Here is a 21706-nt window from a genome sequence, read left to right as displayed (position 1 = left end):
CAGGGCGATGCCGCCATGCAGGGCGCCGATGGCTCCAGCCTGCGCCTGCTCGGTTCGGTGGGCGAGCCGATCAATCCGGAAGCCTGGAACTGGTACTACAAGGCGGTCGGCCAGGAACGCTGCCCAATCGTCGACACCTGGTGGCAGACCGAAACCGGCGGCATCATGATCAGCCCGCTGCCGGGCGCGACCGCACTCAAGCCGGGCTCGGCAACCCGTCCGTTCTTCGGCGTGCAACCAGCGCTGGTGGACAACATGGGCAACCTGTTGGAAGGGGCCATCGAGGGCAACCTGGTGATCATCGACTCCTGGCCGGGTCAGGCACGCACCCTGTACCGCGACCACGACCGCTTCGTCGATACCTACTTCAAGACCTTCAAGGGCATGTATTTCACCGGCGACGGTGCTCGCCGCGACGAAGACGGTTACTACTGGATCACCGGCCGCGTCGATGACGTGCTCAATGTCTCCGGTCACCGCATGGGCACCGCCGAAATCGAAAGCGCCATGGTCGCTCACCCGAAAGTGGCGGAGGCCGCGGTGGTCGGTGTGCCGCACGACCTCAAGGGGCAGGGCATCTACGTCTACGTCACCCTCAACGGTGGTCTGGAGCCTTCCGAGCAACTGCGTCAGGAATTGAAGAACTGGGTGCGCAAGGAGATCGGTCCGATCGCCTCGCCAGACGTTATCCAGTGGGCTCCCGGTTTGCCGAAGACTCGCTCGGGCAAGATCATGCGCCGCATCCTGCGCAAGATCGCGACGGGTGAATACGATGCGCTCGGCGATATCTCCACGCTGGCCGATCCTGGCGTGGTGCAACACCTCATCGATACTCATCGCGACATGCAGGTCGCCTAACCGGCACCGGCAAACCGCGCCCCGCCCCGGCCACGAGCCGAGGCGGGGCGTTGTCGTTTGGGCTGCCGGAATATCGGTAGGAGATCCCCCGTCGTCCAGACGCCGCGCTGTCGCGCAGCAAACTGGGTGCGCGCGGGGCCCGCCGTCGTAGGAGCGGCTTCAGCCGCGAAGCTTTGCTGTGCCGCGAAGAATTCGCGGCTGAAGCCGCTCCTACAGAAAACGGCATCACCCATAACATCGATGAAATACGGATTTTTATCAGGGCAGGCTATGCCGCTAGGCTTTGTTTTGCAGGGCTTTCGCGGGGATAGCCTAGGCGTCCCCGTTGCTCCTTCGGGTTCAGCGCTGTCACCGAAAGGGTAACGCCGCGCACGTTTTTGGGCGGCAGGGAAACACTTCGCGTCGGTGTGGCCTGGGTTGGAAAAATACCAATGCCTTGAAAGCCCCGTAACTAAGGGGTTTTGCAATATCTGGCGCACTAATTGCCTTATAAACAGGTTGCCCCCTCTATCCTGTCTCTGCATGTTCGCCGGAGGCTGTCAATACGTCCGCGGTGCCCGTCCGGGCCTTTTGTAATTACTTGTCGCATTGAAGAAATATCGACTTTCGACCTGTCGCTAGAATGCCGCACACCCAGCCGGAACTGCTTGTCTCTGCCTGTTGCCCAGCAAAGACGGCAACTTATCCATGGCTGGATGCAGGTGCGCTCACAGGGTTACTGCCAGCCGCATCCATTCCCATTCGAAGGAGTCACAAGATGAAGAAGATTGCACTTCTCGGCGCATTGGCACTATCCGTGTTGTCGCCGCTGACCATGGCTGAAGAGACCAAGCCCCTGCGCATCGGTATCGAAGCGGCTTACCCGCCGTTCGCCTACAAGACTCCCGACGGCAATATCACCGGCTTCGATTACGACATCGGCAATGCCCTGTGTGAAGAGATGCAGGTCGAGTGCAAATGGATCGAACAGGAGTTCGATGGCCTGATCCCGGCGCTGAAAGTGCGCAAGTTCGACGCGGTGCTGTCGTCCATGTCGATCACCGAGGACCGCAAGAAGTCGGTCGACTTCACGGGCAAGTATTACGCCACTCCAGCCAAGCTGGCGATGAAGGCCGGCACCGAGATCAACGATCCGCTGGTCGACCTCAAAGGCAAGAAGATTGGCGTGCAACGTTCTTCGGTCTATGACCGCTATGCCTCCGACGTATTCGCCTCGGCTGGTGCCGAGATCGTGCGCTACAGCTCGCAGAACGAGACCTTCCTCGACTTGCAGACCGGTCGCCTTGACGCCACCCTCGCTGACTCGGTGAACATCGACGACGGCTTCCTCAAGACCGACGCCGGCAAGGGCTTCGCCTTTGCTGGGCCTGACTTTACCGCCGTGAAGTACTTCGGTGAAGGGCAGGGCATTGCCGTGCGTAAAGGCGACAAGGCCCTGGCCGACAAGTTCACGGCAGCCATTGCCGGTATCCGTGCCAATGGCAAATACAAGGAAGTGCAGGACAAGTATTTCGACTTTGACGTCTACGGCGACTGATTTCCGCAATCAAGTCGCGTATCACCGAGAGTGGCACCACCGGCGGATAGCGCGCTTGTGCCACTTTCCCATTGTGCTCCTCGGCGCCGCCCGGCGCCTGCATGAGGTACTTGAGCATGCTTGAAGGCTACGGCTCGACCATTCTCGAAGGCGCCTGGCTCACCCTGATGCTGGCTCTGTCATCCGTTGCGGTGGCTATCTTCCTCGGCCTGCTCGGCGCGGCGTTCCGTCTGTCGCCGATCAGGTGGTTGGCGATTCTGGGTGAAACCTACGCCACGGTGATTCGCGGGATTCCCGACCTGGTGCTGATCCTGCTGATCTTCTACGGCGGCCAGGACCTGGTGAACCGGGTGGCGCCGCTGCTGGGTTATGACGAATACATCGATATTAATCCGTTTATCGCCGGTGTCTTCACCATGGGCTTCATCTTCGGCGCCTACCTGTCGGAGACCTTTCGCGGCGCCTTCATGGCCATCCCCAAAGGCCAGAGCGAGGCGGGCGTGGCCTACGGCATGAGTGGCATCAAGGTGTTCTTCCGCATCCTGGTGCCGCAGATGATCCGTTTCGCCATCCCGGGCTTCACCAACAACTGGCTGGTGCTGACCAAGGCCACCGCGTTGATTTCGGTGGTGGGCCTGCAGGACATGATGTTCAAGGCGAAAAGCGCGGCCGATGCCACCCGTGAGCCGTTTACCTTTTACCTGGCGGTCGGCGCCCTCTACCTGGTGCTGACCAGCGTGTCCCTGCTGGCGCTGCGTTATGTGGAAAAGCGCTACTCGGTCGGCACCAAAGCCGCCGATCTGTGAGCATGGGAGTGAACGCATGATCTTCGACTACAACGTGATCTGGGAAAGCCTGCCGCTGTATTTCGGTGGCGTCCTGGTGACCCTGCAGCTGCTGCTGATTTCCCTGGCCTTCGGCCTGGCGCTGGCGATCCCGCTGGGGCTGATGCGGGTGTCCAAGTCGCCGCTGCTGAATTTTCCGGCCTGGCTCTATACCTATGTGATCCGCGGCACGCCGATGCTGGTGCAGTTGTTCCTGATCTACTACGGCCTGGCCCAGTTCGAGGCAGTGCGTGAGAGTTTCCTCTGGCCGTATTTCTCCAGCGCGACCTTCTGTGCCTGCCTGGCATTTGGCATCAACACCAGTGCCTACAGCGCGGAAATCCTCGCCGGCAGCCTCAAGTCGACCCCGCATGGCGAGATCGAGGCGGCCAAGGCCATGGGCATGTCGCGGGCCAAGCTGTACCGGCGCATTCTCCTGCCGTCGGCGTTGCGCCGGGCACTGCCGCAGTACAGCAACGAAGTGATCATGATGCTGCACACCACCAGCCTGGCGTCGATCGTCACCCTGATCGACATCACGGGCGCGGCGCGCACCGTCAGTTCGCAGCATTACCTGCCGTTCGAGGCGTTCATCACCGCCGGGTTGTTCTACCTGGCCCTGACCTTCGTCCTGGTGCGCCTGTTCAAGCACGCCGAGCGCCGCTGGCTGGGCTATCTGGCGCCACGCAAGGCCTGAGGAGCGGAGCATGCAACGGATCGATCATGTGTTGCCCTGGAGCTGCCCCGGCACGGAACGGCGTCTAAGCGTGTTCCGCTTTGGCAACGGCCCGTGCAAGGCCTATATCCAGGCCGCGCTGCACGCCGATGAGCTGCCGGGCATGCGGGTCGCCGTGGAGCTCAAGCGGCGCCTGTGCGAACTCGAAGCCCAGGGCCGCTTGAGCGGCGTGATCGAACTGGTGCCGGCGGCCAATCCCATCGGCCTGGGTCAGTTGTTCCAGGCAACCCAGCAGGGCCGCTTCGAGTTTGCCAGCGGCAAGAACTTCAACCGCGATTTCTTCGCCCTGGCCGAGGCCATTGCCCCGGCCCTGCAAGGCTGCCTGGGCGCGGATGGCCCGGCCAATGTGCGCTTGATCCGCGCGGCGATGCAGGCCGCGCTGGAGGCGCTGCCTGCGCCGACTTCCGAGTTGCAGGCCTTGCAGCGCCTGTTGCTCAAGCACGCCTGCGATGCCGATGTGGTGCTGGACCTGCACTGCGACTTCGAGGCGGTGGTGCATCTGTACACGCTGCCGCAGCAATGGGATCAATTGCGTCCACTGGCCGCCCGCCTGCAGGCCGGCGCGGTGCTGGTCACCGAGGATGGCGGGGGCCGTTCATTCGACGAAGCCTGCTCGCTGCCCTGGTTGCACCTGGCCCGGCAATTCCCCGATGCGGCTATCCCGCTGGCGTGCCTGGCCACCACGGTCGAGCTGGGTGGCATGGCCGATACCGGCAAGGCGCAGGCCGTAGCCAGTGCCGAGAGCATTCTGGCGTTTCTCGCCGAGCAGGGCCTGATTGCCGGCGACTGGCCGGCGGCGCCCGAAGACAGCTGCGAGGCCACGCCTTTCGAGGGCGCGGAATATGCCTGCGCGCCGCATGCCGGAGTGGTGAGCTTTCTGCAGCCGGTGGGGGCGCGAGTCAAAACCGGCGATCCGTTGTTCGAGGTGATCGATCCGCTCAGCGATCGCCACAGCACCGTCTGCGCCTCCACCGATGGTGTGCTTTACGTTCGTGAACGGATGCGCTTTGCCCAGCCGGGTCTGTGGCTGGCCAAGGTCGCCGGCCGTACCCCTATTCGCCAGGGTCGCTTGCTCAGCGACTGATTCAAGAGAGTGGAAATCATGTACAAACTCGAAGTTCAGGATCTGCACAAGCGCTACGGCAGCCACGAAGTGCTCAAGGGCGTGTCCCTGGCGGCCAAGGCTGGCGACGTGATCAGCATCATCGGCTCCAGCGGCTCGGGCAAGAGTACCTTCCTGCGCTGCATCAACCTGCTCGAACAGCCCCACGGCGGCAAGATCCTGCTCAACGGCGAGGAACTCAAGCTGCTGGCCAACAAGGAAGGCGCGCTCAAGGCCGCCGACCCCAAGCAGTTGCAGCGCATGCGCTCGCGCCTGGCCATGGTGTTCCAGCATTTCAACCTGTGGTCGCACATGAGCGCCCTGGAAAACGTCATGGAGGCGCCGGTGCATGTGCTCGGTGTCGCCAAGGCCGAAGCCCGGGAAAAGGCCGAGCACTACCTGAACAAGGTCGGGGTGGTGCACCGCAAGGACGCCTATCCTGGCCACATGTCCGGTGGCGAGCAGCAGCGCGTGGCGATCGCCCGGGCCCTGGCCATGGAGCCGGAGGTGATGCTGTTCGACGAACCGACCTCGGCCCTCGACCCCGAACTGGTCGGCGAGGTGCTCAAGGTCATGCAGGATCTGGCTCAGGAAGGTCGCACCATGGTGGTGGTCACTCACGAAATGGGCTTCGCCCGCGAGGTCTCCAATCAGCTGGTATTCCTCCACAAGGGGGTGGTCGAGGAGCGTGGTGACCCGCGCGAAGTGTTGGTCAACCCACAATCGGAACGCCTCCAGCAGTTCCTCTCTGGTAGCCTTAAATAATGCTATGCATCGGTTAGCCGATCGTAGGCGCGGCGGGGACGCCTAGCCCCATGGCCGCGAAATTGGCGGCCAGATTGCTATCGCGGGCATGGCCCGCTCCTGCGACAGTCGAAACTCTTATCCGTGTGACATGCCCTTAAATGCCTGCCAGAGCCTAAACTGCCCCTATGACTGCCCATCGAATCGGCTTCCTGCTATGGCCCAACTGCAAACCCCTGACCTTGGCGTTGGCCGAGGAGGCCTTGCGCGTTGCCCAGCGCGTCCACCCGGACGTGGTCTACGAACTGTCGTTCATGCAGGCCGAGCCCCCGGTCGAAGGCGCCTGGCGTCTGCCAGGAGAAGCCTGGACGGGCAAGCTGGACGGTGTGCACAAGCTCTTCCTGCTCGCCGACGAGCCCCCCGCACCCATGCCCCTGGCCTTGTCCAGCGCGCTCAAGCACCTGGTGCGCAGCGGTTGCGTGATCGGCGCGATATCCGCCGGGGTCTATCCCTTGGCGCAGCTGGGCCTGCTCGACGGTTACCGCGCCGCCGTGCACTGGCGCTGGCAGGACGATTTCAGCGAACGCTTCCCCAAGGTCATCGCCACCAGCCACCTGTTCGACTGGGACCGTGATCGCCTCAGCGCCTGTGGCGGCCTGGCCGTGCTCGACCTGTTGCTGGCCCTGCTGGCCCGCGACCATGGCGCCGAGTTGTCCGGCGCGGTGTCGGAAGAACTGGTGGTCGAGCGTATTCGCGAGGGCAGCGAGCGCCAGCGCATTCCGTTGCAGAACCGGTTGGGCTCCAGCCACCCCAAGCTGACCCAGGCGGTGCTGTTGATGGAGGCGAATATCGAGGAGCCGCTGACCACCGACGAAATCGCCCAGCACGTCTGCGTCTCGCGCCGCCAGCTGGAGCGCATCTTCAAGCAGTATCTGAATCGGGTGCCCAGCCAGTACTACCTGGAACTGCGCCTGAACAAGGCGCGTCAGCTGCTGATGCAGACCAGCAAGTCGATTATCCAGATCGGCCTGTCCTGCGGCTTCTCCTCCGGCCCGCACTTCTCCAGCGCCTACCGCAACTTCTTCGGCGCCACCCCGCGCGAAGACCGCAACCAACGGCGCAGCAACAGCCCCTTCGAGCTGACCTCGGCACCGGTCGAACGCGGCTAGCGCGTTATCCGGCCAACGATGTCGGTGCCGGGGGCGCGACTCTAGGCGCCTGCTTGTTGTGGTTGGGCATTGCGCCGATGCCTTTCATCTCGGTCGGTCGTCGGAGTCCCATCGCGCAACGACGCAGCAGGCGCCTGGAGACGGCCGCAGTAGGCGGGCGTGTCTTCATGCTTTCTATCAAGCAACCCGTATGTCATTGACTTTATGGGTTATGACGTTTTTTGTAGGAGCGGCCGAGCGGCGTTCCGTTTTAGCCGCGAATTCTTCGCGGCACAGCCAAAGCTTCGCGGCTGAAGCCGCTCCTACAAGAGGGGCGCCCGCGCACCCAGTTTGCTGCGCGACAGCGCTCCGTCGAAGACGGCGAGCGAACCCGTACCCTTCGTATTTCCCGGCCCGGCCGGCGGTCAGCTCGCTTCGCCGTGATAGCAATTTGCTGTTTCGTTTGTTGTCCAATTCAGCAGGTCACTACGATGGAGTCCCTTCCATGAGGTTTCGCTTGCTGCTGCTGTTTGTCCTGCTCCTGCCGCTGACTGCCTGCACCGTATATTCAGGGGGTTACGGCGGTTATCGGCCGCCGTACGATCCTCCCGCGTACGGCCAATGGCGCTGGGACCCGAGCCTGAGAGTCTACGTGAGCCTCGGCCACTCCCACCTCTACTTCGGCGACCGCTACTACTACCGCTGGCGCGACGGCAGTTGGTACTGGTCCAGCCGCTTCGACGGCCCCTGGCGAGTGCGGGACTATCGCTATGTTCCGCCAGCCCTGTACAAGAAATATCCCGCTCCAAAGGGCGCTCCCCGTTACCAGGGCCGGGAGCGCGGTCAGGGTGACCCCGGCTACCAGGGCCAGGGCCGGGAGCGCGGCCAGGACGACCGCCGCTACCAGGGTCAGGGCCGGGAGCGCGGCCAGGACGACCGCCGCTATCAGGGTCAGGGCCGGGAGCGCGGCCAGGACGACCGCCGCTATCAGGGTCAGGGCCGGGAGCGCGGCCAGGACGACCGCCGCTATCAGGGCCAGGGCCGGGAGCGCGGCCAGGGCGATCCCCGCTACCAGGGCCAGGGCCGGGAGCGCGGCCAGGACGAACCCCGCTACCAGGGCCAGGGCCGGGAACGCGGCCAGGACGAACCCCGCTATCAGGGTCAGGGCCGGGAACGCGGCCAGGGCGATCCCCGCTACCAGGGCCAGGGCCGGGAACGCGGCCAGGGCGATCCCCGCTATCAGGGTCAGGGCCGAGAACGCGGCCAGGGCAACAGCCAGCAGCAAGGCAAGGGCTCGGTTAAGCGTGCACCGCAAGGCCAGCCCAGCAATCGGGATGGCGACAATAAGGATGGCCAATGGCAGCGGCAAAACCAGGGCCAAGAGCTGTATTGATCCGAACGCAGGAGCTAGCCCGGAGGCTGGTCCGGGCTAGGGTTCCTGAACCTCGGCCTCGGCGCAGGCAGCTAACGGGGGGCGGTGGCGCTTGCAGGTTCTCCCGTGCCCGCGCGTCTCAGAGGCTGTTCACGTAGCGCAATAGCGCAGCCGGCGTTTGCAGGCGGCCGCAGTAAGCGAGAGTTTTTGAGCTCCGCTAATGGCGCGAGGTCCAACAGGCACGGCGTGGTTCGGGGCCCCGGGCGTGTTGCTTCGTTGACTTGACGCGCCGCTTCGGCCTGGCCAGACGTTGCCGGCGAGGACCTCGCGGGCGCATCCCCCGCGCGCAGGGTCAAGCCTGCTCATGCGACCGCGCTGGATACAGCGGACCGCCGCAACGGTTGCAGAAGGCCGCGGTGCTGTCATGGCGATCTTTGTGGCAGTGCGGGCAGGCATGTTCGAGTTGGCCGTCGGCGCGCATCGCCGAGGCCAGTTCCGCGGTGAAGATGCCGGTGGGCACGGCGATGATCGAGTAACCGGTGATCATCACCAGGGTCGCCAGCGCCTGGCCCAGCGGCGTATGCGGGACTATGTCGCCGAAGCCGACGGTGGTCAGGGTCACTACCGCCCAGTAGATGCTGATCGGGATACTGGTGAAGCCGTTCGCCGGGCCTTCGATCACGTACATCAGGGTGCCGTACACCGTGACCAGGGTGGCGATGCCGACGAAGAATACGATGATCTTCTGTCGGCTGCCGCGCAGCGCGGTGAGCAGGAAGTTGGCCTGGCGCAGATAGCGGCTGAGCTTGAGCACGCGGAATACCCGCAGCATGCGGACCACCCGGATGATCAGCAGGTATTGGGCGTCGGCATATAGCAGGGCGAGGATCGCCGGCAGCACCGCCAGCAGGTCGACCAGACCGAAGAAGCTGAAGGCATAGCGCAGCGGCTTGGGCGAGCAATACAGGCGCGTGATGTACTCGATGGCGAACAGGGCAGTGAAACCCCATTCCAGGCCGAGCAGTTGCGCGCCGTACTGGCTGTGAATGCTGTCGATGCTGTCGAGCATCACCACCACCAGGCTGGCCAGGATGGTCAGCAACAGCCAGCGATCGAAGCGCTGCCCGGCCGGGGTGTCGGTGTGGAAGATGATGACGTAAAGACGCTGGCGCCAGTTATCCATGGCGAACTCCCTGCTTGCGAGAGGGGCAAGCCTATGCAGGATGGGGCCGGAGTGGCAAGGGTTAATCCTGGTAGGTGGCTGGATGTCGTGCGCTGGTGCGCTGCAGTCAGAGAGCTGCTTGCGCGTGGTGTTGCGCCTCGTCCGCGCTTACGCCTGGCCTGCCGGCGGGGCATAAGCGCGCCGTTGTCAGTCGACCGCCAGGTAGTGCTTGGTGAAGCTGTCGCTGACGACTTCCCACAGGGTGGGGGTGCCGCTGGCGACGAAGAAGGAATCGCCAGCCTTGTAGTGGGCGGTCTCACCGGTCTGTTCGTTGGTGATCTTCACCTCGCCGAGGGTCACTACGGCCTGCTCATGGAAGGTGTAGGGCAGGCGGAAACGGCTGCGGCGTACACCGAAGTAGCCGGCGCTGACCGACTCGTCTTCGGTGGCGAAGGTGGTCAGGGCGAACATGCTGTTGTCGCCTTCGATCATCTCGACACCGATGTCTTCGAGGGTGCCGCTGAGTTCCAGTTCTTCCAGGGTGATGCCTTGCTTGATGCTGTGCAGCATGTCGTTCTCGCTCGGTGGAGGATGGGTCTCGGACCCGGAGGGATGAGGTTCTACGCTAGCAGGGCGGGTTGCCCTTACCATGCGTATTCACGACACCGGCAGCCGGGGAAACGCCGTGCTGCAGGCAATTGCACGGACGATTGGCGACTGAGCGGCACCGCGCGATCTTTGAGCCCGGAGGGCAAGCGCCTGCCTAGTGAATTTGCCGCCCGGGCGCGCTGGCCTTTACCGCGCGTTGCCAGCTTTGTGCACTGGCCTGGATCAGCCAGCAGGCGAGGATGAAGGGCATGGTCAGTGGCGGCAGGCCAAGGGCACCGAAGCCTGGCTGCAGGAGCAGGGCGAGGCCGATCCCCAGCAACGGCAGCCAGGGACGGCGATGCACCTGGCTAAGGGCGATGGCTGCCAGTGCCGCGTTGTAACCATACAGGCCGGCGAGGGCGCTGTGCTGTTCCCAGTCCTGCTGCAGCGCCAGGCCCAAGCCAGCGGCGGAGCCGAGCAGGGCCCAGAGCGCGGCGCGGCGGTCGGCCAGCAGCAAGCCGAGCCACAGGCACAGCCCGGCCAGGGGCTTGTCGAGGAAGATCACCTGGCCCAGGCCGCGCAGCAGTGCCTGCAGGCTGGCGAGCCAGTCGAGGCTATGCGCTGCCGTGACAGGGGCGCTGTGCAGCTGCAGTTGCAGAGGCTGCGTCAGGCACACCAGCAGCCAGCTCAGGGCGACGAAGGGAAAGGTGAAGGCCGGCAGCCACTGGCGTTCGCGCATGCAACGCATCCAGGGCGCGAGAATCAGACTGGACAGCCCTGCGCCGAGCACGATCAGCAGCGGTAGCAGTGGCGACCAGCTGAACTTCAGGCTGACCAGCAGCCCCAGCAGGATGCCGTTGTAGCCGTACAGTCCGGCGTCGATGTCGGCCTGCGGGTAACCCCGGCGCTGCGCCGTGAGCATGCCGCTGCAACCGCCGAGCAAGGCGCCGCCGAGCAGGTGCGGCGCGCCGATCAGGATCGCCAGTAGCACCAGCAGGCCGCAGCCGGCGTGGCTGAGCAGGAAAATCTGACTGAAGCCGTTGAGCAGGGCGCGCAAGCCGCGCAGTGCATGGGGTGGCAGAGACAGTTGGTGCATGCACGGTCTGCCTGAATAAAAAGAGGCGCCGATCAGGGCGCCTGGAATAGATGGCAAAGCCAGCGTGGGATTGTTCGGTAGGGTGCGCCGCGCGCACCACAAACCGGATAGGCCGTTGGCAGGTGCGCAGGGCGCACCCTACGCCGCTCACTGCAGGGTTTCGATCCGCAGGCTGTTGGTGCTGCCGGGTTGGCCGAAGGGTTCGCCGGCGGTGATCACCAGGGTGTCGCCGCGCCTGGCCATGCCTTGGGCCTGGGCGATTTCCAGGGCGGTGCTGGTGACTTCCTCGACCTGGTGCAGGCGCTCGTTGACCACCGAGTACACACCCCAGGCCACCGTCAGACGCCGTGCGGTATCCAGGCTCGGCGTCAGGCTGAGGATCGGCGCCATCGGTCGCTCGCGCGAGGCGCGCAGGCTGGAGGCGCCGGATTCGCTGTAGTTGACCAGTACGGCCACCGGCAGGATCGAACTGATCCGACGGATCGCGCAGCTGATCGCGTCCGATGCGGTGGCTTCGGCCTGGGGCCGGCCGACGTCGAGCTGGGCCTGGAAGTCCGGGCCGTTTTCCACCTGGCGAATGATCTTGCTCATCATCTGCACCGCTTCCAGCGGGTAGTCGCCCGAGGCGGTTTCCGCCGAGAGCATCAGCGCATCGCTGCCTTCGGCCACGGCATTGGCCACGTCGGTGACTTCGGCGCGGGTCGGTGCCGGCGAGAAACGCATGGATTCGAGCATCTGGGTGGCCACCACCACCGGTTTGCCGAGCTGGCGGCAGGTGCGGATGATGTCCTTCTGGATGCGCGGCACGTTCTCCGCCGGTACTTCCACGCCCAGATCGCCACGGGCGACCATGATCGCGTCGCACAGACGGGCAATTTCTTCCAGGTGAATGACCGCCGAAGGCTTCTCGATCTTGGCCATCAGCAAGGCGCGATCGCCGATCAACTGACGGGCCTCGATGATGTCTTCGGGACGCTGGACGAACGACAGGGCGACCCAGTCCACCCCCAGTTCCAGGCCGAAGGCCAGGTCGCGGCGATCCTTCTCGGTCAGCGGGCTCAGTTGCAGCACCGCTTCGGGCACGTTGACACCCTTGCGATCCGACAGCTCGCCGCCGGCGATCACGCAGGTGTCTACCGCGTCCTGTTCCTTGGCGGTCACCTTCAGGCGCAGGCGCCCGTCATCGAGCAGCAGGCTCATGCCCGGTCGCAGGGCTGCGATGATTTCCGGGTGCGGCAGGTTGACCCGGCACACGTCGCCCGGGGTGCTGTCCAGGTCCAGGCGAAAGGCTTGGCCCCGCGGCAGATTGACCTTGCCGGCGGCAAAACGGCCGACCCGCAGTTTCGGCCCCTGCAGGTCCATGAGGATGCCGATCGGCGTGTCCAGCTGCCGCTCCACTTCGCGCACCCAGGCGTAGCGCTGGGCGTGGTCGGCGTGCTCGCCGTGGCTGAAGTTGAGGCGAAACAGATTGACCCCGGCCTCGACCAGTTGACGGATGTCGTCGCTGCCTGCGACGGCTGGACCGAGGGTGGCGAGGATTTTGACTTTCTTATCAGGACTCATTGGGCAGGGCTCTCGAGAATCAGAATGGCGCGAAAATCGTTGACGTTGGTACGGGTCGGCCCGGTGACGATCAGCGCGTCGAGGGCGGCGAAATAGCCGTAGCCGTTGTTGTCATGCAGTTGGTCGCTGGCGCTCAGGCCCAGTTGGGCGGCACGGGCGTAGCTGTCGGGGGTCATGATGGCGCCGGCGTTGTCTTCCGAACCGTCGATGCCGTCGGTGTCGCCGGCCAGGGCATAGACCCCGGGCAGGCCCCTGAGGCTGTCGGTCAGGCTCAGGAGGAACTCGGCGTTGCGCCCGCCACGGCCGTGGCCGCGCACGGTCACGGTGGTCTCGCCGCCGGAGAGGATCACGCAGGGCGCCTGGATCGGCTGGCCATGCAGGACCACCTGTTTGGCGATGCCGGCATGCACCTTGGCCACCTCGCGCGACTCGCCCTCCAGGTCGCCGAGGATCAGCGCATTCAGGCCGGCTTCGCGAACCTTCGCCGCGGCGGCGTCGAGGGATTGCTGCGGGGTGGCGATCAGCTGGAAGTGGCTGCGCGAGAGCATCGGGTCGCCGGGCTTGAGCGTTTCCGAGGCCGGGCTCTGCAGCCAGGCGCGCACATTGGCCGGCGTTTCGATGTGATAGCGGGCGAGAATCGCCAATGCCTGGGCCGAGGTGGTGGGGTCGGCCACGGTCGGGCCGGAGGCGATCACCGTGGCCTCGTCACCCGGCACGTCGGAAATTGCATAGGTGTACACGCTGGCCGGCCAGCAGGCCTTGGCCAGGCGGCCGCCCTTGATCGCCGAGAGGTGCTTGCGCACGCAGTTCATCTCGTCGATCGCCGCGCCGGACTTGAGCAGCGCCCTGTTGATCGCCTGCTTGTCCTTGAGGCTGATGCCCTCGGCGGGCAGGGCCAGCAGGGAAGAGCCGCCGCCGGAGAGCAGGAAGATCACCCGATCGCTTTCCGTCAGATTGCTGACCAGTTCCAGCACGCGGCGGGCGACCCGTTCGCCGGCATCGTCCGGTACCGGATGGGCGGCCTCGACCACCTCGATTCTCGTGCAGCTGGCGCCGTGCTCGTAGCGGGTCACCACCAGGCCGCTGACCTCGCCCTGCCATTCGCGCTCGATCACCTCGGCCATGGCCGCGGCGGCCTTGCCGGCACCGATGACGATGACCCGGCCGCTACGATCCGCCGGCAGATAGTCGGCCAGCACCTGGCGCGGGTGGGCGGCGTCGATGGCGCTGGCGAACAGCTCGCGCAGCAGAGACGTTGGATGGAAAGACGGATCGAGGGGCATGGCGATCTCTCTTGGTATGACTGGATCAACATTGATTCTAGTGCGCAGCGTCCGCTCGGCAGGCGCTGCGCACTAGAATCGACCATCCCGGCAGGCGGGCCGTGACACCTTCTGCCGGGCGGTCGAAAGGGTTCCACGCCGAAGCATGGGGCGTGGTGCGTGGTGCGCATGGCGCACCCTACGGGGTATCGCGATCCGTAGGGTGCGCTGTGCGCACCGCGGGTTCATTCACCGCGGATCGAGAAGTTGGCCATGTGCTCCAACCCCTTGATCAGCGCCGAGTGGTCCCAGTTGCTGCCGCCGATGGCCGCGCAGGTGCTGAACACCTGCTGGGCGTTGGCGGTGTTGGGCAGGTTCAGGCCCAGTTCGCGGGCGCCGGCCAGGGCCAGGTTGAGGTCTTTCTGATGCAGGCTGATGCGGAAGCCCGGATCGAAGGTGCCCTTGATCATACGCTCGCCGTGCACCTCCAGGATCTTCGAGCCGGCGAAGCCGCCCATCAGCGCCTCGCGCACCTTGGCTGGATCGGCGCCGTTCCTGGCGGCGAACAGCAAGGCCTCGGCCACCGCCTGGATGTTCAGGGCGACGATGATCTGGTTGGCGACCTTGGCGGTCTGGCCGTCACCGTTGCCGCCGACCCGGGTGATGTTCTTGCCCATGGCCTGGAACAGCGGCAGGGCGCGCTCGAAGGTCTGCTCGCAGCCACCGACCATGATGCTCAGGGTCGCGGCCGTGGCGCCGACTTCACCGCCGGATACCGGCGCGTCGAGGTACTGCGCGCCGGTGGCCTTGATCTTCTCGGCGAACTGCTTGGTCGCGGTGGGGGAGATCGAGCTCATGTCGATCACCACCTTGCCGGCACCGACGCCTTCGGCGATGCCGTTCTCGCGGAAGAGGACGTCCTCGACCTGGGGGGTGTCCGGGACCATGACGATGATGAACTCGGCTTCCTGGGCGACTTCCTTCGGGTTGGCCAGGGTGATGCCGTTGTCACCGAGCAGGTCGGCCGGGGCCTTGTCGAAGTGCTCGGAGAAGAACAGGGTGTGGCCGGCGTTCTGCAGGTTCTGCGCCATGGGCTTGCCCATGATGCCGGTGCCGATAAATCCGATTTTAGCCATGTGGTTGTCTCCTTAGATGGCGTTATGGATGCTCTTGTGGAAAGGAGCGAGCCAGCCCAGGCCGGCGGCGGTGGTGGTGGCCGGCTTGTATTCACAGCCGATCCAGCCCTGGTAGCCGATGCGGTCCAGGTGCTCGAACAGGAAGCGGTAGTTGATCTCGCCGGTGCCCGGCTCGTGACGGCCCGGGTTGTCGGCAAGCTGCACGTGGTTGATCGCGGCCAGGTTGCTCTCGACGGTGCGGGCCAGATCGCCTTCCATGATTTGCATGTGATAGATGTCGTATTGCAGGTACAGGTTGGCGCTGCCGACCTTGTCGCGAATGTCCAGCGCCTGCTTGGTGGTGCACAGGTAGAAGCCGGGAATATCGCGGGTGTTGATCATTTCCATGACCAGCTTGATCCCGGCTGTTTCCAGCTTGGCTGCGGCGTAGCGCAGGTTGTCGACCAGGGTTTGTTCGATACTCGCGCAGTCGACACCCTGCGGGCGAATGCCGACCAGGCAATTGACCTGGCGGTTGCCGAGCACCTGGGCGTAGGCGATGGCCTGGTCCACGCCGGCGCGGAATTCCTCGACGCGGTCGGGGTGGCAGGCGATGCCGCGCTCGCCCTTGGCCCAGTCGCCGGCGGGCAGGTTGAACAGCACCTGTTCGAGCTTGTTGGCGTCCAGGTGGGCTTTGATTTCTTCGGCGGCGAAATCGTAGGGGAACAGGTATTCGACTCCGCTGAAACCGGCGTCGGCGGCAGCGGCGAAGCGGTCGAGAAAGTCCACTTCGGTGAACAACATCGACAGGTTGGCGGCAAAACGGGGCATGTGATGCTCCTTGTTTTGGTAGCCCGGATGGCATCCGGGCTACGGGTTAGCGGGAAATCAGTCCAGCGGCATGATGCTGGTGGGGGCATCTTCGCGAATGGTGGCCAGTGCCTCGAACTCGTTGATCGCGTCGATCTCGGTGCCCATGGCGATGTTGGTCACCCGCTCGAGGATGATCTCTATCACCACCGGTACCTGGTACTGCGCCATCCAGGCTTCGGCCTGCTCGATGGCCGGGCGCAATTCGGCCTGGCTGCGCACGCGGATCGCCTTGCAGCCGAGGCCCTCGACCACGGCGATGTGATCGACCCCATAACCCGCGACTTCCTCCGAGTTGATGTTGTCGAAGGCCAACTGCACGCAGTAGTCCATGTCGAAACCGCGCTGGCTCTGGCGGATCAGGCCGAGGTAGGCGTTGTTCACCAGGATGTGCAGGTAGGGCAGCTTGAACTGCGCACCCACGGCCAGTTCCTCGATCATGAACTGGAAGTCGTAGTCGCCGGACAACGCCACGATCTTGCGCTGCGGGTCCGCCACGCGCACACCCAGGGCTGCCGGGATGGTCCAGCCCAGCGGGCCGGCCTGACCGCAGTTGATCCAGTGCCGCGGCTTGTAGACATGGAGGAACTGCGCGCCGGCGATCTGCGACAGACCGATGGTGCTGACGTAGCAGGCGTCCTTGCCGAACGCGTTGTTCATGCACTGGTAGACGCGCTGCGGCTTCATCGGCACGTCTTCGAAGTTGGTCTTGCGCAGCATCGTGCTCTTGCGCTCCTGGCAGTCGGCGGCCCAATGGCTGCGGTCTTTCAGGCGGCCGGCGGCCTTCCACTCGCTGGCCACCTGGACGAACAGGGCCAGGGCCGCGCCAGCATCGGAAACGATGCCGAAGTCCGGCGAGAACACCCGACCGATCTGGGTTGGCTCGATATCGACGTGAACGAAGGTGCGGTCTTTTGTATACACCTCGACCGACCCGGTGTGCCGATTGGCCCAGCGGTTACCCACGCCGAGGACGAAGTCCGAGGCCAGCATGGTGGCGTTGCCGTAGCGGTGGCTGGTCTGCAAGCCGACCATGCCGGCCATCAACGGATGGTCGTCGGGGATGCAGCCCCAGCCCATCAGGGTCGGGATCACCGGTACGCCGACCAGTTCGGCGAATTGCAGCAGCAGTGCCTCGGCACCGGCGTTGTAGATGCCGCCACCGGCGACGATCAACGGCCGCTCGGCAGCGTTGAGCATGTCCAGCGCCTTCTCGATCTGCGCCCGGCTGGCCGCCGGCTTGTACGGCTGCAGCGGTTGATAGGTGTCGACGTCGAACTCGATCTCGCCCATCTGCACGTCGAACGGCAGGTCGATCAATACCGGCCCCGGACGGCCCGAACGCATCACGTGGAAGGCCTGTTGGAACACCCGCGGCACCAGCGCCGGCTCGCGTACGGTGACTGCCCACTTGGTCACCGGCTTGGCGATCGACTCGATGTCCACCGCCTGGAAGTCTTCCTTGTACAGACGCGCACGGGGCGCCTGACCGGTGATGCAGAGGATCGGAATGGAGTCGGCAGAGGCCGAGTACAGCCCGGTGATCATGTCGGTGCCGGCCGGGCCGGAAGTGCCGATGCACACGCCGATATTGCCGGCCTTGGCGCGGGTATAGCCTTCGGCCATGTGCGAGGCACCCTCGACGTGACGAGCGAGGATGTGACGAATGCTGCCGTCCGCCTTCAAGGCGGAGTACATCGGGTTGATGGCCGCACCCGGTATGCCGAAGACGACGTCGATGCCTTCCTTTCGCATTACCGCCACTGCTGCATCGATTGCTCTCATACGCGCCATGAAAAATTCCTCCAGGCTTTAGTCGATATTTTTTCTACATGTCAAAAGCATGAAGGCAAGGGGTTAATGGGGTAAATTGCAGGATTCAGCATTTCTGTCGGTATCAGGAGTATCGAATGGACCGTTACACCGCTTTGCACAGTTTCGTTCTGGTGGCCGATCACGGCAGCTTCGCCGCCGCCGCCCTGGTCGAAGGGGTGACCCCGGTGGTGATGGGTCGGCGCCTCGACATGCTCGAGCGCCACCTGGGGGTCAAGCTGATGCACCGCTCGACCCGTGGCTTGTCGTTGACCGATCTGGGCGAGCAATACCTGGAACGTGCCCGCGGGTTGCTGCGCGATTTCGCCGAGGCCGACGCCAGCATCACCCACGGCAGTCATTCGGTGAGCGGGCACCTGGTGGTGTCGGCGCCGGCGGCATTCGGCCGTCGGCATATCGCGCCGCATGCGCCGGCGTTCCAGGCGCGATATCCGGACCTCAACCTGTCGTTCAACCTGACCGACAGCGTGGTCGATCTGGTGCGCCAGGGCTACGACATGGGCATTCGCATCGGCGAGGTGACCGACCCCAACTACGTGGCGGTCAAGTTGTTCCCCAATCGGCGGGTGGTCTGCGGTTCGCCGGACTATTTTCAGCGCCATCCCACCCCCCAGTCCCTTGAGGACCTGGCCCAGCACAACTGCTTGGCGTTCAATCTGCAGGGTGGCCAGCAGCGCGGCTGGACCTTCCTGCGTGATGGCAAACAGGTGGCGGTCAAGGTTTCCGGCAATCTCGATTGCAATGACGGCGAACTCCTCTACGACTGGGTCAAACAGGGCCTGGGCATCGGCTGGCGCTCGACCTGGGAGATCCAGGCCGAGCTCAAGCGCGGGCAACTGGTAACGGTGCTCGACGAGTTCGCCGTGCCGGCCTACGACATCCAGGCGGTCTATCCGCAGCAGCGCTATTTGCCTGCCAAGGTGCGTTTTTTCATCGACTACCTGAAAGCGATCTACAACACCCCAGGGTATTGGGAAGGATGAAGTAGGGTGATCATGTATACAAATAATATTTTAAATGTACTAAAAATATTATTTTTTGTGTACGATTTGTTCGTTGGGCTTGTCCCGCCTGTCCGCTGCGGACGCCGACGTCGTGGTGCAGGCCCTGTTTCCATCCATTGCCGAGGAGGGCTCCAGATATGAGCGCTTTGAACCTGCACACCGCGACCACCATCAGCAACCATGCCCTGGCGCTTGGCCGGGAGCGGTCCGCGGCACCCTTGACCGTTGCCGTGCTGGATGCCGGCGGCCACCTGGTCAGCCTGCAGCGTGAAGACGGCGCCAGCCTGCTGCGTCCGCAGATCGCCATCGCCAAGGCCTGGGGCGCGGTGGCACTGGGCAAGGGGTCGCGTGCCATCGCCGCAGACGCGCAGCAGCGCCCGGCCTTCATCGGTGCGCTGAACAACCTGGCCGACGGCAAGCTGGTACCCGCGCCGGGTGGTGTCTTGATCCGTGACGAGCGGGGCGAAGTGATCGGCGCCATCGGCATCACCGGCGATACCTCGGATGTCGACGAGCAGTGCGCGATCGGTGCGGTGCAGGCGGTGGGGCTCAAGGCCGATGCGGGGGCGGCGTAGGTTGGGTCGGGCCACGCTGGCTGAGCTCCGCGAAGCCCCACTAGGCGACCACGACCTTGGGCTTCGCCGCGTGTAGAGCGGGTTAGGCGCGTGACAGTTGGGCAATGGTTGCCACCGAAACCAGGCGGGCCGTAACCCGCCATGGTGTTGTCGACGATTTACCGTGGGTTGGCGGGGTACGCGGCGCTTCGAATCCGCAGGCGGTCGTGGGTAAGCTGGCCCCGCGCCGCTAACCCGCCCTACAGGTCGGATGCGATTGGCCGCCTGGTGGAGCCGTCGATTGGACCAACAAGTCCCTTCCTGCAGGGCTGTAGTGCTCTTGTGGGAGGGGCCTTGGCCGCGAACCGCCAACCATCCATCGCTGTTTTGTCGGTTAGGCACCGCCCGGCTTTATTGGCCGTTTGCGAGCGGGTGCTCTGCGCCGCTAACCCAACCGGACCACAGGATCAGGCGCGGGTGACTTGCTCGGAGGCGGCGCTCTGGGTTTCGTCGATTTCGCAGCCCTTGATCACCAGGCGGATGATGGTCTGGGCGGCAGCTTCGTAGTCGGCGTCGTCCAGGCTGGCCTTGCCGGTGACAGTGGCGATCTGCCAATCGAAGTCGGCATAGGTTTGGGTCGCGGCCCAGATGCTGAACATCAGGTGATGCGGGTCGACCTTGGCCATCAGGCCCTGGCCGATCCAGCGCTGGATGCAGGCGATGTTGTGCTGGGCCTGGGCGTTGAGCTGTTCGGCCTGTTCGGCGGACAGATGCGGCGCACCGTGCATGATCTCGCTGGCGAATACCTTGGAGGCCGAGGGCTGCTCGCGGGAGATGCGGATCTTCGAGCGGATATAGGCCGTCAGCACATCTGCCGGTTTGCCGGGCTGATTGAACGGCGCCGAGGCCTCCAGCAGCGGTTCGATAATGCTTTCCAGCACCTCGCGGTAGAGGTTCTCTTTCGACTTGAAGTAGTAGTAGACGTTGGGCTTGGGCACACCAGCCTTGGCGGCGATATCGCTGGTCTTGCTGGCGGCAAATCCCTTGTCGGCGAATTCTTCACTGGCTGCGCGCAAAATCAGCTCTTTGTTGCGCTCGCGAATACTGGTCATAAGCCCCTGTGCTTGCATGTGCCGCCCGGCGCTGGGCGGCGGTCGGGCATGGTAGCACCGGCTCTGCGCCAGGCTCAAGCCAGCGGGGGCTGGGGGTTTGGCTAACTTAACTGACCTTGTGGTCAGTTTATTGTGTACAAAAAACAGCTTTTCTGTTTCTATCTGCGCACTGCATTTCATAACAAAAATGTCTCGACTCCCTGAGTACAGGAGACTCGCTGTGTCTCACGCGCAACTGCTCGACCCCTTCGGTCGACGCATCACCTACCTGCGATTGTCGGTCACCGACCGCTGCGATTTCCGTTGCACCTATTGCATGAGCGAGGACATGGTCTTCGCCCCGCGTGCGCAGATCCTCAGCCTGGAAGAACTCTACGCCGTGGCCGATGCCTTTATCGGCCTGGGGGTTACACGCATCCGCATCACCGGTGGCGAGCCGCTGGTGCGCAAGAACTTGCTCAGCCTGCTGACACGCCTGGGTCAGCGCCCGGAGCTGGAAGACCTGGCCATCACCACCAATGGCTCGCAGCTTTGCGAGATGGCCGATGAGTTGCGCGCAGCCGGGGTCAAGCGCCTGAATATCAGCCTGGATTCCCTGCGCCGCGAGCGCTTCGCCGCCTTGACCCGGCGTGACCGGCTCGATCAGGTGCTGGCCGGTATCGAAGCGGCGCAGGCGGCCGGATTCCACAAGATCAAACTCAACAGCGTGGTGCAGCAGGGGCGCAACGACGACGAGGTACTCGCGCTGGTCGAGTACGCCGTGGCCCGCGGCCTGGATATCAGCTTTATCGAAGAGATGCCCCTGGGCAGTGTCTCCAGTCATCAACGCGAGCAGACCTTCTGCTCCAGCGACGAGGTGCGCGCGCGCATCGAGCAGCGCTACGCGCTGGTCCGCAGTGGCAAGCAGACTGGCGGCCCGTCGCGCTACTGGCGGGTGCCGGGCAGCGACACGCACGTCGGTTTTATCTCGCCGCACAGCCACAACTTCTGTGGCGACTGCAACCGTGTCCGGGTCACGGCGCAAGGCAAGCTGGTGCTCTGTCTGGGCCACGACAATGCCCTGGATCTCAAGGCGCTGATCCGCCGTTATCCGGGCGACAGCCAGCGTCTGCGCGAAGCCTTGCTGGCAGCCCTGTGGCTCAAGCCCGAGCGCCATCATTTCGAACGCGACGAGCAGGTCCAGGTGTTGCGGTTCATGAGCGTGACCGGCGGCTAGGGCCCGATTC

At 64.3% G+C, this 21706-nt stretch carries 20 protein-coding genes; 11 read left to right on the top strand and 9 right to left on the bottom strand.

Going from position 1 to position 21706, the window contains the following annotated elements:
• From ABZE94_RS04145 to ABZE94_RS04110, 8 genes are all read left to right on the top strand, one after another.
• Positions 1-858: AMP-binding protein (locus tag ABZE94_RS04145; protein WP_372874263.1), on the top strand; the 858-nt coding region annotated here is incomplete at its 5' end.
• 757 nt (positions 859-1615) lie between these two features.
• Positions 1616-2395: an ABC transporter substrate-binding protein gene (locus ABZE94_RS04140; protein ID WP_372874262.1), complete on the top strand. Its 780-nt coding sequence runs from the start codon at positions 1616-1618 to the stop codon at positions 2393-2395.
• 116 nt (positions 2396-2511) lie between these two features.
• Positions 2512-3201, top strand: a complete 690-nt coding sequence (locus tag ABZE94_RS04135) for an ABC transporter permease (protein WP_372874261.1) — start codon at positions 2512-2514, stop codon at positions 3199-3201.
• A 16-nt stretch (positions 3202-3217) separates the two neighbouring features.
• Positions 3218-3916 carry an ABC transporter permease gene (locus ABZE94_RS04130; protein ID WP_372874260.1) on the top strand — a complete coding sequence of 233 codons (699 nt, stop codon included), beginning with the start codon at positions 3218-3220 and terminating at the stop codon, positions 3914-3916.
• A 10-nt stretch (positions 3917-3926) separates the two neighbouring features.
• Positions 3927-5039, top strand: a complete 1113-nt coding sequence (locus tag ABZE94_RS04125; RefSeq protein ID WP_372874259.1) for a succinylglutamate desuccinylase/aspartoacylase family protein — start codon at positions 3927-3929, stop codon at positions 5037-5039.
• An 18-nt stretch (positions 5040-5057) separates the two neighbouring features.
• Positions 5058-5822: an ABC transporter ATP-binding protein gene (locus ABZE94_RS04120; protein ID WP_372874258.1), complete on the top strand. Its 765-nt coding sequence runs from the start codon at positions 5058-5060 to the stop codon at positions 5820-5822.
• 167 nt (positions 5823-5989) lie between these two features.
• Positions 5990-6970, top strand: coding sequence for a transcriptional regulator ArgR (argR, locus tag ABZE94_RS04115; RefSeq protein WP_372874257.1), 981 nt, complete (start codon positions 5990-5992; stop codon positions 6968-6970).
• A gap of 484 nt (positions 6971-7454) precedes the next feature.
• Positions 7455-8342 (top strand): hypothetical protein, encoded by an 888-nt coding sequence (locus ABZE94_RS04110; RefSeq protein WP_372874256.1) that lies wholly within the window; start codon positions 7455-7457, stop codon positions 8340-8342.
• Between the two features lie 331 nt (positions 8343-8673).
• On the opposite strand, the gene ABZE94_RS04105 is transcribed toward ABZE94_RS04110, so the two are convergent.
• The 8 genes from ABZE94_RS04105 to gcl all read right to left on the bottom strand — a co-directional run bounded on the left by ABZE94_RS04105 (position 8674) and on the right by gcl (position 17771).
• Positions 8674-9504, bottom strand: a complete 831-nt coding sequence (locus tag ABZE94_RS04105) for an ion transporter (RefSeq protein ID WP_372874255.1) — start codon at positions 9502-9504, stop codon at positions 8674-8676.
• Positions 9505-9690: 186 nt separating this feature from the next.
• Positions 9691-10053 carry a cupin domain-containing protein gene (locus ABZE94_RS04100; RefSeq protein ID WP_372874254.1) on the bottom strand — a complete coding sequence of 121 codons (363 nt, stop codon included), beginning with the start codon at positions 10051-10053 and terminating at the stop codon, positions 9691-9693.
• A gap of 193 nt (positions 10054-10246) precedes the next feature.
• Positions 10247-11167, bottom strand: coding sequence for an urea transporter (locus tag ABZE94_RS04095; RefSeq protein WP_372874253.1), 921 nt, complete (start codon positions 11165-11167; stop codon positions 10247-10249).
• Between the two features lie 147 nt (positions 11168-11314).
• The gene (gene pyk, locus ABZE94_RS04090; protein WP_372874252.1) at positions 11315-12730 is read right to left on the bottom strand and encodes a pyruvate kinase; all 1416 of its coding nucleotides are present in this window, start codon (positions 12728-12730) and stop codon (positions 11315-11317) included.
• Positions 12727-14013 carry a glycerate kinase gene (locus tag ABZE94_RS04085; RefSeq protein ID WP_372874251.1) on the bottom strand — a complete coding sequence of 429 codons (1287 nt, stop codon included), beginning with the start codon at positions 14011-14013 and terminating at the stop codon, positions 12727-12729. Before ABZE94_RS04085 ends, pyk begins: the two co-directional genes overlap by 4 nt.
• Positions 14014-14237: 224 nt before the next feature.
• On the bottom strand, positions 14238-15128 hold the full coding sequence (locus ABZE94_RS04080; RefSeq protein WP_372874250.1) for a 2-hydroxy-3-oxopropionate reductase: 891 nt from the start codon (positions 15126-15128) through the stop codon (positions 14238-14240).
• 12 nt (positions 15129-15140) lie between these two features.
• Positions 15141-15938 (bottom strand): hydroxypyruvate isomerase, encoded by a 798-nt coding sequence (gene hyi, locus ABZE94_RS04075; protein ID WP_372874249.1) that lies wholly within the window; start codon positions 15936-15938, stop codon positions 15141-15143.
• Between the two features lie 57 nt (positions 15939-15995).
• Positions 15996-17771: a glyoxylate carboligase gene (gene gcl, locus ABZE94_RS04070; RefSeq protein ID WP_372874248.1), complete on the bottom strand. Its 1776-nt coding sequence runs from the start codon at positions 17769-17771 to the stop codon at positions 15996-15998.
• A gap of 116 nt (positions 17772-17887) precedes the next feature.
• Here gcl and ABZE94_RS04065 point away from each other — a divergent pair, with 116 nt between their 5' ends.
• Positions 17888-18793, top strand: coding sequence for a LysR family transcriptional regulator (locus ABZE94_RS04065; protein WP_372874247.1), 906 nt, complete (start codon positions 17888-17890; stop codon positions 18791-18793).
• Positions 18794-18951: 158 nt separating this feature from the next.
• Positions 18952-19389, top strand: a complete 438-nt coding sequence (locus ABZE94_RS04060; protein WP_372874246.1) for a heme-binding protein — start codon at positions 18952-18954, stop codon at positions 19387-19389.
• A gap of 446 nt (positions 19390-19835) precedes the next feature.
• On the opposite strand, the gene ABZE94_RS04055 is transcribed toward ABZE94_RS04060, so the two are convergent.
• Positions 19836-20480 (bottom strand): TetR/AcrR family transcriptional regulator, encoded by a 645-nt coding sequence (locus tag ABZE94_RS04055; RefSeq protein ID WP_372874245.1) that lies wholly within the window; start codon positions 20478-20480, stop codon positions 19836-19838.
• Positions 20481-20667: 187 nt separating this feature from the next.
• Between ABZE94_RS04055 and moaA the strand changes: the two genes are divergently transcribed.
• Positions 20668-21696 (top strand): GTP 3',8-cyclase MoaA, encoded by a 1029-nt coding sequence (gene moaA / locus ABZE94_RS04050; RefSeq protein ID WP_372874244.1) that lies wholly within the window; start codon positions 20668-20670, stop codon positions 21694-21696.
• Positions 21697-21706 lie beyond the last annotated feature (10 nt).

It is taken from the genome of Pseudomonas sp., assembly GCF_041601375.1.
Taxonomy (GTDB): domain Bacteria; phylum Pseudomonadota; class Gammaproteobacteria; order Pseudomonadales; family Pseudomonadaceae; genus Aquipseudomonas.
This window is presented reverse-complemented; position numbering and strand designations above follow the sequence as displayed.